Source organism: Pseudoxanthomonas sp., from assembly GCF_027498035.1.
In the GTDB taxonomy this organism is placed as follows: Bacteria; Pseudomonadota; Gammaproteobacteria; order Xanthomonadales; family Xanthomonadaceae; genus Pseudoxanthomonas_A.
Window position 1 is genome coordinate 1,878,651 of record NZ_CP114978.1, and the last position, 16,139, is coordinate 1,894,789.

Consider the following 16,139-nt stretch of genomic DNA (forward strand, 5'->3'; position numbering starts at 1 on the left):
ATGAGCGGCTATGCTTCGAGCAGGCTCACTTGCTTGAACACAGTGCAAGACATCACAGAAAAGGCCCTGGCCGACCAGATACGCCGATTCATAGGCGTCGTAGTCTCATATGTGATCCCTCTGATCGCGATCGTCGTTCCGACGCTCTATTTTGTAGGCCGCTTGCACCGCGAGGCCTACTGGCGCTCGTTCGGTGTGTCTGCAAGCATCATGAAATATCCGTCAGAGGACTACGTCTATTTCGGCTTTAGCCTTGTCATCAAGTCTGTTCTAAAGGCCTTCTCTTGGACTCCATTCGGCGCACTGGGAGTTTGGGCTGCTGCAATGCTCTCGGCGCTGCTAATCCTGATACTTGTAAGAGCGCTACAGCTGGCCTTCGAGAGATGGCTTAGGAAGAAGGCGCTAACCATCCGGCGTGCGCGGCGTCGATCACCAGGATCACGAAAGAGTCCTGCGTGGCGATATCTGGCGACTCTGTGGCCGTTACAGTGGATAAACACTGGTTTCCTTGGCTTTTTGATCGTCTTGATGGCGATTTTTGGATCAGTTCTACTGGCCGATCACGTAGGGAAGGACGACGCGAAGCAAGACCGAGCGTACTTCACAGGATCGGGCACGGTTGGAAATTATGAAACAAGACTGCTTGCTCACATCAAAGGTGAGGACGAAGCCCAGAGCGGAGTTGTAATTGGTTGCTCAGAGGCGTGGTGTGCTCTAGCTCGCCGTGGCGACGTTGTCGCAGTCGCCATTTCAGACATCGAGCGATTCGACCATTGCGCCAAATCAATCAAGCTCAAGAACGAAAATTGGGTGTGTGATCCCATGGGAAATGTCACGCCCTGATTTCTGGCCTTCTCTGATCAATGAGCGAAATGCGCGCAATGAAATTCTAGCGAATTTCGTACCAGGCGAGTCCGTGGTAGCCCTGCGGGTGGGAAACCGTCGTGTAAATCTGTTGGCCGCTAATCTCAAACCAAGCAAGTCCGTGATATCCATCGGGATGGCATACGGTTGTATAGATCTGGTTGCCTCTGATCTCAAACCATGCGAGCCCGCTGTATCCATCGGGATGGCTGACGGTTGTATAGATTTGATTGCCTCTGATCTCAAACCACGCGAGCCCGTGGTATCCATCGGGATGACTAGTTGTCGTGTAGATGCCTGCCATCTAGATGCCTCGACTGTAACCATTGGGAAGATTGCCGGTCCAAAGTGCCATTTCGCATCCGCTTTGATCCATAACTTTCATCGCGCGAAGTTCCGGGTGCATGTCGAGCAGTTGGGACAGCTCAAGCAGAACGTCCTCCGGAATCGCACACTGACCAAGCCAAGAGACATCTGACCCTCTGCGTAAGCGGTCCAAGCCCTCCAGTTGGCTTACTCGCGAAACTTGGTAACCAGTGCCTGAAGACCTCAAGCTGAATTCGAGAATCTGAGCGCTATGGTCTTCGGCCGGATAGTCAGTGTCTGCCATTTTTATCAGTTCCTTTGCAGTGGGAAGCTCATCTACTAGGCGACATGCATCTGTGGCAGTCACAGATCATTCGGGAGTCGAAGTGCGATATAAATATATCAATCAAATCAATGACTTGCATTGTACGGCATTGTGCGGTATTTGTTCGTACTGGCAGCTCTTATACGGATAGAACGGGACTAACAGTGGCCAGTTCAGACGAGATAGCAATGCCGCGCCCAGAAGCCGCTCAGTGGAGCGCGTTGCCGTCTGGAGTAATTATCCCGAACAGCCCGATTCTTTCGGCGGCGGACACCGCACGCCTGATGGGTTTTCCGTCACGCGAGGCGTTGGCCAAGGCGCGTCGAACGGGGCGTCTCGAGGTTGAGATGTTCCAGCTGTCGGGCCGTCGTGGCTGGTTCGCCCGAAGAGAAGAGATCTGCGCCTGGCTACAGCAATCGCTGAACAATAAGGAGGTGGCCTCATGAGCTAGTTAGCCACGGGGCCCTCAAAAGCAAAGGCCGCACATTTGCAGTGTGCGGCCTTTGGTCTAGCGTACGGATTCTCGCCCGTCGCTAGATATTGCGAGCAGCCCTCCAGGTAAGTCAAGCCCCGCGGCCACTGCCGCGTGCCTTCTCTTTTCTCCGCCGCGGGCCACCGCGGTGCAGGAGGTCGTATGCCTATCACTGCTGCCGAATTCAGGAACTATGCGAGACGTCTGGGATTGTCAGAGCTCGCGATCGACTATGTGAGCCAAGCTAGGTCTAGCGCACCCGCCCGTAGAGTTGAGTCGAATGAGGTAAACAACACCGTCTGGCGCTATCCGAGCGCCAAGATGGGGACCACCGTGGCATTGGAAAGCTCCGAAGAGTTCACGCTCGCCATCCAGTTGGAATATGACGAGGAGGTCCTCGAATACTGGGAGCAGCCGCCCAGCGTTGCTCTTGCTGTTAGCGATAAGAGAGGTCGTCTTAGCCGCCGTCACTACGTTCCGGACTTCCTGGTGATTAGGCGAAGTGAAGTCCAGGTCGTCCAAGTCAAACCCGCCGATCAATGCGAGCGACTGTCTCATGAGTACCCGCATCGCTGGAGCTGGAGCAAAGGGGTAGCTGACGACACCGCTGCTTCTGAACGCTTCAAAGAATTGGGCTTGCCTCATCTAGTCTATTCAAGCGGTCAGGCACACAAAATCCGCGCGGATAATTACCGTTTGTTGCTTCATGTTCGAGGTGCGGGCGTCGAACTGGAGGTCGCGAGGCGCCTATGTAAGGCCGTAGCTGCGCTCTCTGTCGATGCAGTGATCAGTATGGGGCAGCTCATGCTCTCTTCTGGCATTACGACAGCCACGCCGGTAGTGCGACTCGTGGAGCTCGGCGAACTCTTCACTGACCTAGACCGTTGGAGACTGTCCGCGCCAGACGAGTGCTTCATTTCGCGATCCAAAAATGCAATAGGAGCACACGTTTCCGCACAGATAGCACTAGCAGGCGCCGGTGGCATGGTGAGCCAGCTGTCGAGCGCGGAGCTACAGGAGGCCCATCATCGACTTCTCACCATACGTGGAGAAATTCAGACCCACAGGTCCCGCAGAAGTATCAGCCGGTGGAGGAAGAGGCTGCAAGCATCAGGAGGAGACGTCCTCGGTCTCAGGCCACACCATCGCAGCAAGGGAAACCGGACTCCGCGCCTCTCTGATGGCGAGGAGGGCTTACTCACATCATCTTTGCGGGAGCACTACCTTAGCCACCTCTGCACTTCACGCTTTGCGGCTTACGGCCAATACCTAGTCGACCATCAAGAGGCTGTTGCAAGAAAGGCGCTGCCTAAGTCCTCAGTACCAGTCGCATATCCAACGTATGTGGCCCGAATCAAGCGTATTCCTAAAGAACAGTTGGCGGCCGAACGCAGCGGTAAGCGCGCCGCCGCCGCTGCAGCGCAACCTGTTGCTCCGATCTTTAAGCGCCTTTCTTCCATCAGAGCCTTCGAACGTGCGCATGTTGATCATTACCTCTGCGACATCCATGTAGTGATCGCGGAAGGGGAAAAGAGATACACGCGACGCCCTCAACTTACAGCGATGCGCGACGAAGCGACTGGCGCTGTGCTCGCTGTATCACTAAGTTTCATGCCTCCAAGTCGTCGGAGTTGCCTTTCTGTCATCCGAGACTGTGTTAGACGACATGGGCGGCTACCAGAGACGATCGTGGTCGACAACGGAGCGGAGTTCCATTCCGAGTACTTCGAAGTCGTACTTGCTCGGCTAGGCGTGGCAATTCAGCGTCGACCACCAGGGCGTCCCAGGTACGGAAGCACGATCGAAGCATGGTTTCACTCCTTAAAGGCGTTCTTGAGCGCACAACATGGCAACACCAACAATGACGCTAGGGGTCGTTCTGCAGTCGCAAGTCACAAAGGAAGAGCACATGCAGCTTGGACGCTCTTTGAGGCTTATAGCGCAATCGATCGGTTCGCGTTTGAGCTCTTCAATTCGAGTGCGGCACGCAGCGACGTCGATAGTCGATCCACCAAGTCAGAAAACGCCCTAGCGCTCTTTCCTGAGAGTGGTGTGTCGGTCGCATTCGACTCCGAATTCTTGGCGCTTACTGCGGTGCCGCTCAAGAGACCGCTTAAGGTGGATTTCGCGCGCGGAATTCGTCACCTCGGCCGTTGGTTCAGTCACTCAAAGCTATTCGAGTCAAAAAATTATGACACGAGACTCAGGGTCTTCGAAGAGCCTTGGGATATGAATACCTTGTATGCAGACGTAAACGGCGTGCTGGTCCCGTGTCGTTACGCTTCTCTGTCGACAGTTGACCTCACGAAGGACTTCGCTCCTGCTCTCGAGTCCATCAGAAATCTAGAGTGCTCGGATGTGCGCGGCTTGCTTTTGAAGGAGCAAACCGTTACATCGGCCAGGCTGACCAGGCTACTTGCTGAGGGAACCCCTGCGAAGACAGCTACGCCAGAGAAGGCCACGCGATCGACAACAAGAAAAAGGCCGAAGAAACGCCATATTGCGGCCGCGGCGCTCAAGACGGAGTACTGGTCATGAAGCCCCTTCGCGACAGCATCGCCAATGCCAAGGTGAGACACCTACACTTCGACCAGACCATTAAAGCTACCGTTTCGCAAATAACATTTGCCGTACCAGGCACCGTTCTGGCGCTCGTGGGTCCAACTCGGGTGGGAAAAAGTACGGCCATCCGTGCGGCGGCGAAGCAGGTCTATCCGAGGACGAAGGATGGATACATCCCCTACGTGATCGTCGACTGTAGTCGGACCGATGCTGGCTTTATGTCGATGCGATATCTGACGCTTGACCTACTTGGTCAGTTGGAGCATCCGTTCTACGGTGCATCGAGCGGCAAGTCCCGCGTATCTCAGACCGAAACGAACGCAAGGCTGGCACTCCGCAGAGCGGTCAAGTACAGAGAGACCAAGCTGATCATCGTTGACGAAGCGCATCATCTGCTGAGGATCAAGAATAGCGGCGGGAGGGAGGCCGCGCTTGAATCGCTGAAGTGCTTAGGCAACGAGACTGGCGCGGTGATCGTGCTGGTTGGGAGCTACGAGTTACTGAAGGGTTGCTTCTGTTCCGCGCACTTCAATGGCAGGCTCACGCTAATTGAGTTTCCTCGCTATGGCACAAGCGATCTTCAAATGAAGCAGTTTGAGTCGATCCTGGCGACCTTCGATCAGCTTCTTCCATGGGCAAAGGACAATTCGCTCCTTTCAATGAGCGACCTTGTCTACGACGGCACTCTAGGCTCGTGTGGCCTTGTCACTAGCTGGGTTCTCGCGGCACTTGGGAAGATGGATGCCTCAGGTGCTACGCGCCTAAGGAAGGAGCACTTTCGGAACGTACGCTATCTGCAGCAGATCGATGCCATAGCCAGTGAGATCAACTATGGAGAGAATGTTCTGAGGCCTGTCGAGAAGGAAGGCCATGGAAAAGATGCGAGCAGCACATCTTCAACAGATGAGAGGGGAGTGGGCCGGAAATTTCGACGCCTGAAGCCAGGCAGGCGAAACCCGGCGCGTGACTCCATCAGTAGGCCTAAGGTGGTGCCATGACGCGATACTTCTCGTTGCGGCCTGTCGCGCTCGGGGCGCTTGAGGTGGAGTGCCTTTCATCTGTATTGCAACGTCTGGCTGTGGCGCATGGCGTCACTCGACACCAATTTGTAACAAACGTCCGCGATTGGTGGGAGGTCGAGCGAAGCAGATATCTTCCCCGCTGTGAGGAATTGCGTTGGGATGGATATAGTCCCAATGTGACGCTGGCGATTGAGGCCCTGCGCGACGCGCTTGGTGTTGATCTCACAGGGTGCACCTTGCTGCCGCTCAGGAATCTATGTGCGGCGAACTGCATCGGCTCGATCGCTCACTCGCGGTCTTGGTGCCCGGGTTGCTTCAATGATGACATCGCATCTGGCGAGCCAACCTATGATCGCTTACTGTGGCGGGTACAAGGCTACATGCGCTGCAGTTTGCATAAGCTCCGCCTGCGCTTGAGCTGCCCACATTGCGGCGGGTGTCAGACCAGCGACAGAAGCCGGGAGGAGCTCCATGTCTGCGTATTCTGTAGGCAGAGTCTCGCGGCGAAAGTCACGAGGGCGGAGTACGCGCCCCGGCCCGAATTTGGCGAGGACAGGGTCGAAGCGCTTGTTCGCGGCATCTCCTCAATAGGCGCGGCAAAGCAGCAGCCGATCCGAACGTTCCTCCAGGATATAGATGATGCTGACAAATACGTCGCCAAACATTTGGGCGATATTATTCATAACCGGAGGCTTCCCGCCAAACCGCAACTGACCACGCTGATCGCTGTGGCGACACACTTCGGCGTCGATGTCATCCAGCTCATCACGGACCCCGCAGAAGCGGCACGTCAGGCGACCCTGAACATCAAGCGGCCGCCCAAGACGCGAGCTACTAGGCCATCCTCACATCTACGGCATAAGCGAACCGCTTGGTTTAAAACCAAGCTTGAGTTGGCGATTCAAAGCGGCCCGCCATTCCCATCCACGCAAGAGCTCTGCAGGAACAATGACTTCAGCCACTCGGCTGCTCTTGGCACCTTTCCTGACCTAACGGCTGAACTCGGCAGAAAATACATCGAGTGGAAGAAAAGCAAGGCCAGTCAGCTGAGAATAAAGGCGATCGTTGCGATCGCCGCGCGAGCAGATATGCGTGCGCAGTTGACCATCAAGGAATTCGTGGCCCAGGTCTGCGCGGCGTCTGGTGCGCCGGTGCACGTCGTCAGAGGGCTGGTCGATTGCAGCTCAGATAGCCCGTAACAGATCTTTGGCTCGCACCGGATTCTGACTTTTCTTTAGCTACTGGCGGCGCTAGAAAGCGGGCTATAGAGAGTAGTCTTCGCAAGCACGACCATAAATAGAGATAGCTCGCCACCCGCTCAGCAAACTTTGGCCTCTACGACGATTTCAGTTGATGCGTCAGAACGACCCTGCTCGCCGCGGTGCCGCGGGTCGAGGTGAAATTGATAAATGAGTCGTTCCTGGGCCTCGGCGGCATTCGTGATCGTCGAGCTTTAGCGCTGGATCTCCATCAGCGCGTCGGGCAATGGACTGGTATCCCCCAATGTTTCAGCGCCGCGGCTACCAAGACCCAGCGTCGCAGCACCCTGTGCCCCGTCGCAGCAGGGAAATTGCGATGTCCGATCCGAGTCGGATACTGCCATGGCCTCGGGATGACGGATACCTGTCAATAGCTGAAGCTATTCAGGCTAAGGATTAGAGTTCGTGAGACCTCCTCAATTGTCAGTGCGGAGGCAGTGCGCGTAACAATCCAGCCATGCGAGTTACCAGCTACAAGAGCAACGCCCCACATGCTAAATTCGAACAAGACTTTGAAAGAACTTTTCGATGGCCCATCCCGCTCAGCGTGTATTCGTCGACGCGAACACTTGGATCACTTGGGGATATGAGTTCGGCAAAGCCGAAGCATCCACGCTCCAAGATTTGGTCGAGCATGGTCTTGTGCGCGTGCTCGTTACCGACCTGACCATTACAGAAGTCGTCAAAAGATTCACAAAGATCGAATTTGACAAGGTGGAGCCGCTCACTAAAGCCGAGCTGCGCACTGCGGCGAAGCGACATTTGGAACTCGAAATTCCAGAGATCGATCGAGACAAATTGAGGCAGAAAATCTATAAGCAGCAGTTGGATGCAGTGACCGGTGCGTTGAAGGGTCGCTTCAAGGTAGATATCACAAGCGTCGATACAGTCAAACCATCTGCGGTGCTGGAGGATTACACCCATGGTAAGGGGTTGTTCGGGCCTTCAGCGAAAAAGGACCAGTTCCCGGATGCCTTCATTTTCGCTGCGATTTCAGCGACGACTTCGAAAGACTCTTCGCTGCTTGTTCTTTCACAAGACGGCGACTTCACTGACGCATGTGGCAAGCACAAACACATCGCGCGCGTGAGTACGATGCCCGGGTTGCTTGAGGCACTTGGCCTGCAGCCTGAAGACAAAGCGTTGATGGAAGTCATAGAGGCAGAACCTGTGCTTTTCGAAGAATCGATGACCGAAGCGCTTGCTGACCATACACTTGATGCGGACGACATCGAGGATGCCGAGATTGAGCTCCTTGAGCTTCTGCGCATTGATGATTTGGAGGTGCGCTCGCTCTACCGGATTATCGAGGGCGAGAAGACGTATATCGGATTCGGGAATTGCTCAGCCGAGTTGGAAGTTGGCTTCTCTCATCCAGACTGGGACAACGCGATTTGGGACAGCGAGGACAAGCGCCTGATCCCGTTCGAGAACGTGGATGGCAAGACCAACGCGTCGACCAGGGACTTTGCGTTTAGCTTCCTAGTCGACATGGAAGATGGAAAGCCAGTGAGCGTGTACGACTGCGAGGTCCGCGAACTCTGGAGCGTTTATCTCAGCCTTCAGCCTTACGACCAGTATCGGTAGCTTCAGCATCGCCTGCTGTCTTGCAAAGCTAGCATCAAGAGCTGCGTATGCGCGGAGCTGCTGGTCAACTAGCTGGAAATTGAGTGGTAGGCCAGACGCCCGTCTGAAACGGTCTCGTCGTAGCGCTCCACAAATTTGTTGAATTTATCCGGGCTTGCGCTGTAGGTCTGGAGCCACTTCGCCTGCGCCTGGGCGAATACATTGATCAGACCACGGAAGTCAAAATAGTAGGCGCTGCCTGTGTCCGGCAGCGCTGCTTGCGAGTTCCCGATACGGAAAGAAATCCGACGCACCCTGCTTTGCTTAACTGCAGACGAACTGATGTTGGTCATGTGCAGAAGCCCGTTCCGCAACTCCCACAGCTCCTCAGCAGTGATGCCTAGAGGATCTAGATCGGCATAAGCGTGCAGCCAACGCACGAAAGTTGGTGCACCTCGCTCGTCCCCAAACTCGATGTATGCGATGCTGTCGATGCAGCTCAGCAGCAACTTCATCGACGAGACGTACTGTTGGGCTTGGAACGTCAACTTGATGGCGGCGAAGTAGTCATCATGGATTAGCTGCGATAAATCGATGCCTCTGTCACTTGTGTACTTGACTAGCCAATCCACCATCTTTCCGTGCTCTCCGGCAGCTTCGCTGGCCTCACTTACATCAAAATCGCCATGTTGCGAAGTGTGGTTGAAGTGAGTTTTCCCATTCAATACCGGGGTGACTACCATCAACGGTGAGAGGCCAGCACCAGCATGCTGCAATACCTCGTCGTATAGCATCGTGGCTGTACCGAGCCGGCAGCGGGTGTTGTACTCGTGTATCGAAAAGGATGTGCGCAAATTCAGCTTGGTGGCACGCTGAAGGTCGGCCTTCACCATCTTAGTCAGTCGCTGTAGACCTTCCTCGTCACTTCCTGTGTGGGCATGCACAGCGTAACCGGCCCTGGCGCAGCGCCCCTTGGGGTCGAAGAACAGGTAGATGTTGTAGATATCCTCGACCACTCCGGCTTCCCTAGGAATGCCCTTCTCTCGGCCCGGCCCACTGCATGAAGCACAGCTCCGTCCCTACACCCAAGAGGTTAGCAGACAAGGTTCTGGAGTGATCCAACATGGCAGGATCGGACCGCGATTTGTGAAATCCAGCGATGAGACTAGCCTCTTAAGTCCTTAGCGAAACGCCGCGCCTCCTGCGTTCCCACAGCCGCGCGTTCTGGATACCGGGGTTGTAGGTATTTAGAATATTAGCCATCTGCAAAGCTCCGGCTACCAAACGGCAGCCTCAAATATGTTGCATCGGCCGTCTGAACCCACGGTTTGATGCTGCCACGGCAGAAGGAAGACGGCTACCGGCCGAAAGTAGGGCGTGGTGTTGGCATGCAGACGCTTCTGATCGTTATGTCAGGGTGTCCACCAAAGCGAAGGAACTACCGGCTAGGCTTGAACGAATTTTTAGATGTCAGGTGGATAACTACGTGAGCTTTTTCCAGCCTGAATCTGTCTTCGAAGAATAAGCTTGCCAATCCATGAGCGGCCTACGCTGCATTTCTCTACGCAAGAAGTTCATAACATGTAGATAGAAATGCAGAAACGTATCGATCTGTTCGCCGCCGTTTGTCTTAGCGGTTTTGCTTCCGGGTCGAATCATCCCGCTACTAAGAACATAGACGATGTCAATTAGATCGAGTGTTCCAGCTGCATCTCTCGATGCCGACTCAATTCGCTTGAACTCCTTCTCCATCCAGTCTTTCTTTCCAAGATCTGAGTCGTACGAAAAAACTGTGTAAAGGCATCTCAATCTCCCATCTTCTGCTCGCGCTCCATCAGTTCTAGCGCCTATAAACTGATGCTTGAACGGCCTGAGACGCCGCACTTTTGCCGCGGCCGCATAACAAGTGTTCAGCTCGCTCTGAGATACGATGCTCTTGACTTCGACGACGGCCAAGAGACTTTCGGCCGGCACCAAAACATTCTCTGATTGGACGGCGATTGGCGCAGCGATATCCGAGTCATACATGATCAAATCAAGTTGACCGCTTCTCCTGCCGTGGTGGTCAATTGCTTCACCTTTCGATACTGCGACATTGCTCGGGAGATGTTTTTTGAAAAAGTTTGCCAATGCGGCTGCTCTTTCATCACCCCGGATGCCCTTGTGCTCAAAGGCTGCCGCAGATTTTTTTGCCAAATGCAGCTCATCAGCCGCGGATTCAAGAATCGCCCGAAATGCTTCATTTGCTTTGCTTGACCCGCGTGACATGAGTCCCCCAATGACATCTAACGCTTGAATTAAGCCCAGCCACGAAGTGGCTTCGGCTTGCACGAATTGTTAGCACTCACCCCACGACCACTAGCTCGCATGAGAAGTACGTTCGTGCAAGATATGCAGCCGACTCTATCGGATTGCGTCTCTCAGCGATGGCTTGGGCATCCGCGGTCGGACCAGCCCCCAACCCTTCCACGCCGGAGCGCCTGCGTACTACATCAACCATTTTGCGGGTCAGGGCAGAAAGACCTTCCTCTCCTAAGTCTCGACCTCGATCTAGATTGCGCAGTGTCTCTAATGCAGACGTCAAGCTTGTTCGTTCAAGCTTCTTCGGTTCCTCCGAGCATCGATACCCGTATGTGCTGTCTTTCTCGAAGACGACATAGTGGTCATCTGGGTCTGGTAGAGACCCAATGGCTGAGGGAGCAAATGCCGCGGAGTTATTGACAACGGTGCGAGTCAAGTAGTGGCGATTCAGCTCTCTTGGGAGATGAAACTCTGGTGCAATGTAATAGACAGCCTCCCCCGTGGCCTCAAGGTCAAGAAGAAGTTGGTGTTGTTGAGAGTGCCTAAGTGGACGTAGGTGCATCCGGTAATAGGGGAGCTTCAGGGAAAGAGAAATATGCTCTTTGGCACTCTTGCGACTCAGGTAGTCACTGAGTTTGAATTGCAAGAATACTGGGGTTCCTTTAAAGGGGATCTTTACGTCGTATCCACCGCCCTTCTTTCCTTCTTCATACAGCGAAGGGAATGTGGGCGCACCAACAACTCGAGACTTATGCTTCGCAACGAGCTCCTCAGTAACGGCGTATCCGTAGGAGAACTCAGAAATATCGGGTTTCAACGGCGCATCCTGTGAGTGCCAACTACCTAATAGCCGGATCCCTGGGTCCGGTTATGCGACTTATCAACAGCGCACCGTATGGTGAGCTGTTCCCTTGATACGACTCGATCTTAGGTCGACTTGGCCCGGCTAACAAGCCGACGTATGACCGAATCAACGAGACCGGCACTAACTATGCCGAAGGTCCGCTTTGGGTCGGACGCTGCCATGCCGGCGTGACGCCCGCTACCGGCCGAGAGCCGACACCGATGGCGCGTGTGCTCCGCGAGTAACATAAGCCACATCAGCGTGGCTAGCGGGCATCAGAGCAGTGGCGCCTCAGAAGTCATGGACGCACTTTTTCTCAAGGGGTCGGCGTGTACATCTCGAAAATTGAGATTGAGAACTTTCGCCTGTTTGGCTCCGGGGCACAGGCCTTCACCTTGGCTCTCAATCCCGGCTTGACCGCGTTAGTTGGTGAGAATGATGCAGGCAAGACCTCCGTGATTGACGCGATACGATTGGTGCTGGGGACACGGGATCAGGAATTGCTTCGCATCGAAACTGCGGACTTTCACCAGCCCGCGGGCGGGCAGACCCGAGCAGACCAGATCCTTATACGGCTGCAATTCCGCGAGCTAACGCTTGCCGATCGAGGTGCATTCGCGGAGTACCTTACCTATGAGCAAATTGGTGAAAAAGCCGACACGACCCTGATCATCACGTGGGTAGTCAGACGCAACACCAAGGACAACAGCTCGCGACGTACTTTGCCGCCGGAGTGGCGGACGGGCGCGAATGGTGATGGTCCCATGCTCGACTCGGGCGCCCGATCGCTACTGATGGCGACATATCTACGACCGCTTCGTGACGCCGAGCGCGCCATGAGTGCGGGACGCGGTTCCCGGTTGTCTCAAATCCTTCAGCACTCCAAGGAAATCAAGTCGACCGGCGTCGGCTTCGACAGCAAGACCAGCCCCAGTCCCGATCCCAAGACGCTTAGCGTTCTGGGCTTGGGCGACTACGCGAGCTTTCTATTCGGCGAGAGTGAGGGAATCAAGAGCGCCCGCAAGCGCCTCAACGACGAGTATCTCGAACCCTTGTCGTTTGCGAACGACTTGCTTAAAGCCAGCATCGGCGTGAGTCGCGCCCTGGACGATGCTCTGCGCCTACGGCAGCTGCTGGAAAAGCTTGAGCTTGTGCTGGCAGGCGAGGCGGACCAGAACAGCGTCCACAGCCGCGGACTGGGCTCCAACAACCTTCTCTTTATGGCCTGTGAGCTGCTCCTACTGGCCACGGAAAGCGACGGCTTCCCGCTGCTGCTCATTGAAGAGCCCGAAGCGCATCTGCACCCGCAGCGGCAGGTGCGGCTAATGTCCTTCCTGCAGTCACAGGCCGCCCAGCGTCGGCCCGATGGCCAGCAGATCCAGATTATCGTGACCACGCACAGCCCGAATCTTGCGTCCGAGCTAAAGCTAGGTAATCTGGCACTCATCGAAGGCGCACGCGCGTTCCCGCTGGGCGAGGGCCATACTCAGCTCAGTAAGAACGACTACCGCTTCCTGGAGCGCTTTCTCGACGTCACCAAGGCCAACCTGTTCTTCGCCCGAGCGGTGCTCATAGTCGAGGGCGATGCGGAGAACATTCTGGTGCCAGTGATCGCCCAACTGCTAGGCCGGGACTTTCGACGTTACGGCGTGTCCGTTGTCAACGTCGGTGGCTTGGGTCTTGGGCGCTACGCGCGCATATTTCTGCGTAAAGATCCGGTGACGGATGGCGAGATCAACATTCCCGTCGCCTGCGTCACCGACTTGGACGTCATGCCGGACAACGCACCGTGGATTGTCGGGAAACTGGCAGCGGGCGAAGCAATTCCCACCCGGCCGCCGTCCAAGCGGCAATGGCGGGTCAAGCAGGACTTTCCAGGGGCTGCGTTCGATGAGCTGCGGCAGAGCAAGCGTGAAAAGGCGAGCGGACAGAAGGTGGAAACCTTTGTCGCCGACGAATGGACTTTGGAGTTCGACCTGGCTTACTTCGGATTGGACCAGCTGGTGTGGTGCGCCGCCACGCTAGCTTTAAATGAGGAAGCGATCCAGGACGATAAGAAGGCGAAAGCGGACGTCATCCACACCGCCTCCGAAGAATTCAAAGCGCTCGGAGCAAGGCAAATGGACCGAGCGACGCGTGCGGCCCACGTCTATGCGCGGTTCGCGTCGGAGGGCGCGTCGAAGGCAATCGGCGCGCAGTACCTCGCGGAACTACTTGAGACCGCGGTGGAAGCTGCGACGCTCAGTCCAGAGGAACTCCGCAAGAGCCTGCCGCCTTATCTGGTCGCGGCAATCGCCCATGTGACCGATCCTTTCCCGCCCGCACCCGCACCCGCACCCGCACCCGCGCCGGCAGGCGGAGAAGGCAGTGCCGAAGTGGCTGCGACGGCAGGATGAGCGAGTGGCTTGCCAGCCTTATTCATGAGAGCGATGTCCGTGTGGCCTCGCGTCTGATGGGACTGGGCCCTGATGGGTTCGCGCCGGTCGGCGACGACGATAGTCGCCTGCAGGCGATGCTCACGCTTGACTCGGCCGATTTCGAAGCGTGCCCAGGGAGTGGCAAGACGACGCTTCTGGTGGCCAAGTTAGCGGTCCTCGCGATGCGATGGCCGCACCGCCAACAGGGCATCTGCGTGCTATCGCACACCAACGCAGCGCGCAACGAGATCGGAACTCGGCTCAGCAGTTCTGCCGCCGGCATCGCCCTACTGCGCTATCCTCACTTCGTCGGCACCATCCATTCGTTCGTGAACGAGTTCTTGGCCGTGCCGTGGCTTCGGTCCAAGGGCAATTCCGTACGGGTGATCGACACCCAGGTCGCGCTTCGTCAGCGCATGGGGTCCCTCGCGCCCAAGTGGCGATACGCGATTCAACAGAGGAATCTCAAGCCGTACTGCCTCATCTACGAGCGGCCCGACTACACAGGCGACAACAAGGGCGGCTTGGGGCCCGCCACGTCCACCTACCAGGCCCTGGTTGGCGTGGCCCGCCGCTCGAGCGAACAGGGCTTCTACTGCTTCGACGAGATGTTCGTGTGGGCCAATGAGTTGCTCGATGCGCGTCCTGATGTCGCGCAGACGCTACGTAGGCGCTTTCCTCTCATCTTCATTGATGAGGCCCAGGACAACAGCAAGGAGCAGGCCGCGCTGTTGCATCGGATTTTCACCGACGGAGATGCTCCGTCGCGTCGTCAGCGCTTCGGCGATTCGAACCAGGCGATCTATAGCCGACCCGAGCAGGTCGGCGCGCAGATCGACCAGTTCCCGTCGCCCCCCATACATACGCTCCCGCGCAGCTATCGCTTCGGCCAAGTGCTGGCGGACCAGGTCAAAGGCCTTGGGGTGCTACCGCATCCTCTGATCGGGGCTGGGCCTGCTAATGCACAGGGCCGCACTGAACCGCTGCCGTCCGTTCTATTTCTTTTCGATGATCAAAGCATCAACGAGGTCCTGCCCCGTTACGGCGCGCACCTGGTGACCAACTTCGACACCGCCGCGTTAAGCCGGGGGATCTATACGGCTGTCGCGGGCGTCCACAAGCTCGAAAAGGACGCCAATTTGCCGCGTGCCATCGGACACTATGCGCCGACCTACAACGCTGCCTATGCACGCAAGGAATCGGCGCCTGAGACCTTTCTGCAGTACTTCGCAAAGGCCAGAGTCAAGCTGGTCGAGAGCTTAAATACACATAGCATTGTGAATGCCCTGGCGTCAGCGCTCGTCGCAACCAGCAATCTTCTTGGTACGGCGCCCCCGCCCATGAGCCGCAAATCCGCTCACCGAAGAATGATTGAAACATTGGAAGGGGCATCGGCGGCGGCCGACTACGCGTGGCTCGTAGAGCATGTCATCGCCGTGCGGGGCGCGCTTCGAGAAGACGAATGGCAGGCCAGCATTCTGCCGCGGGTTTTTGCCATCGTCACAACCCTCAGCAATGCGCCCTACTTGACCCCGGAGGCAGAGCGCTTCCTGGCCTGGCCAGCCGATCACGCGGTTCATCACGAAGATGCCGCGTCGACAGCGCCGCAAGTGAACGTCTTTGCTTATCCGCCCGACGCACCCAAAGTGCACGTGCGGCTGGGGTCCATCCATTCGGTCAAGGGAGAGACGCACACAGCCACGCTTGTTCTGGAGAGCTTCTTCCACCAGCATCACCTGAGCGAACTCAAGCCGTGGCTTTTGGGCGAGCGCGAAGGCGGCTTCCGCCAAGGCGCGCGAGGTAAGACCATGCCCGAGGGAACACGGATGCTCGGCCGATTGAAGTTGCACTACGTGGCAATGACGCGACCGACTCACCTGCTCTGCTTGGCCATGCGCAAGGATGCGTTCAGTGACACTGAACTCAATCGGCTCACACAGCGGGGCTGGAAGATCGTGGATTGCTGCGCAAGTGAAGGGGGCTAGTATGCTTGGACCGCGCTTCCGCTATGCGGACGACCGCTTTGGGTCGGGCGCTGCCCTGCTGGAGCTGCGATTGCGGCCCGAGGCGGACTTGAGAAGCGCCCGCGAGAAGCCGATCTAGCGCTCGCCGTACTCCGTGCAGTCGAGCAAAGATCCATCGGTTTGCGGGTCGGCTTCTAGAACGCCAAGGATCGGATAGATCATCATTTTTGGTGGCCT

At 56.4% G+C, this 16,139-nt stretch carries 11 protein-coding genes; 7 read left to right on the forward strand and 4 right to left on the reverse strand.

What is annotated here, in order from left to right:
- Positions 1-33 precede the first annotated feature (33 nt).
- Positions 34-843 (forward strand): hypothetical protein, encoded by an 810-nt coding sequence (locus O8I58_RS08125; protein ID WP_298322158.1) that lies wholly within the window; start codon positions 34-36, stop codon positions 841-843.
- Positions 844-889: 46 nt separating this feature from the next.
- Here O8I58_RS08125 and O8I58_RS08130 read toward each other — a convergent pair whose 3' ends face one another.
- Positions 890-1,168 (reverse strand): hypothetical protein, encoded by a 279-nt coding sequence (locus O8I58_RS08130; RefSeq protein WP_298322160.1) that lies wholly within the window; start codon positions 1,166-1,168, stop codon positions 890-892.
- 491 nt (positions 1,169-1,659) lie between these two features.
- Here O8I58_RS08130 and O8I58_RS08135 point away from each other — a divergent pair, with 491 nt between their 5' ends.
- The 4 genes from O8I58_RS08135 to O8I58_RS08150 all read left to right on the forward strand — a co-directional run bounded on the left by O8I58_RS08135 (position 1,660) and on the right by O8I58_RS08150 (position 8,397).
- On the forward strand, positions 1,660-1,941 hold the full coding sequence (locus O8I58_RS08135; protein WP_298322162.1) for a hypothetical protein: 282 nt from the start codon (positions 1,660-1,662) through the stop codon (positions 1,939-1,941).
- A gap of 2,560 nt (positions 1,942-4,501) precedes the next feature.
- Positions 4,502-5,527 (forward strand): ATP-binding protein, encoded by a 1,026-nt coding sequence (locus O8I58_RS08140; protein WP_298322164.1) that lies wholly within the window; start codon positions 4,502-4,504, stop codon positions 5,525-5,527.
- Entirely contained in the window at positions 5,524-6,750 is a 1,227-nt protein-coding gene (locus O8I58_RS08145) for a TniQ family protein (RefSeq protein WP_298322166.1), read from the forward strand. The genes O8I58_RS08140 and O8I58_RS08145 overlap by 4 nt, the downstream gene beginning before the upstream one ends.
- 588 nt (positions 6,751-7,338) lie before the next feature.
- Positions 7,339-8,397, forward strand: a complete 1,059-nt coding sequence (locus O8I58_RS08150; protein WP_298322169.1) for a PIN domain-containing protein — start codon at positions 7,339-7,341, stop codon at positions 8,395-8,397.
- Positions 8,398-8,465: 68 nt separating this feature from the next.
- Here the strand turns inward: O8I58_RS08150 and O8I58_RS08155 are convergent, their stop codons facing one another.
- The 3 genes from O8I58_RS08155 to O8I58_RS08165 all read right to left on the reverse strand — a co-directional run bounded on the left by O8I58_RS08155 (position 8,466) and on the right by O8I58_RS08165 (position 11,494).
- Positions 8,466-9,392 (reverse strand): hypothetical protein, encoded by a 927-nt coding sequence (locus tag O8I58_RS08155; protein WP_298322173.1) that lies wholly within the window; start codon positions 9,390-9,392, stop codon positions 8,466-8,468.
- 466 nt (positions 9,393-9,858) lie between these two features.
- Positions 9,859-10,707, reverse strand: coding sequence for a DUF6602 domain-containing protein (locus O8I58_RS08160; protein WP_298322175.1), 849 nt, complete (start codon positions 10,705-10,707; stop codon positions 9,859-9,861).
- A 13-nt stretch (positions 10,708-10,720) separates the two neighbouring features.
- A complete protein-coding gene (locus O8I58_RS08165; protein WP_298322177.1) occupies positions 10,721-11,494 on the reverse strand; it encodes a hypothetical protein in 774 nt (257 codons plus the stop codon).
- A gap of 356 nt (positions 11,495-11,850) precedes the next feature.
- On the opposite strand from O8I58_RS08165, the gene O8I58_RS08170 reads away from it, so the two are divergent.
- Complete coding sequence (locus O8I58_RS08170) at positions 11,851-13,917, forward strand: ATP-dependent nuclease (RefSeq protein ID WP_298322180.1); 2,067 nt, start codon at positions 11,851-11,853, stop codon at positions 13,915-13,917.
- On the forward strand, positions 13,914-15,923 hold the full coding sequence (locus tag O8I58_RS08175; protein ID WP_298322182.1) for a UvrD-helicase domain-containing protein: 2,010 nt from the start codon (positions 13,914-13,916) through the stop codon (positions 15,921-15,923). Before O8I58_RS08170 ends, O8I58_RS08175 begins: the two co-directional genes overlap by 4 nt.
- Positions 15,924-16,139 lie beyond the last annotated feature (216 nt).

Bases quoted from the DNA above. Each gene is read 5' to 3' on its own strand.
- O8I58_RS08130 (WP_298322160.1), bottom strand. From the start codon at position 1,168: ATGGCAGGCATCTACACGACAACTAGTCATCCCGATGGATACCACGGG.
- O8I58_RS08140 (WP_298322164.1), top strand. From the start codon at position 4,502: ATGAAGCCCCTTCGCGACAGCATCGCCAATGCCAAGGTGAGACACCTA.
- O8I58_RS08145 (WP_298322166.1), top strand. From the start codon at position 5,524: ATGACGCGATACTTCTCGTTGCGGCCTGTCGCGCTCGGGGCGCTTGAG.
- O8I58_RS08150 (WP_298322169.1), top strand. From the start codon at position 7,339: ATGGCCCATCCCGCTCAGCGTGTATTCGTCGACGCGAACACTTGGATC.
- O8I58_RS08175 (WP_298322182.1), top strand. From the start codon at position 13,914: ATGAGCGAGTGGCTTGCCAGCCTTATTCATGAGAGCGATGTCCGTGTG.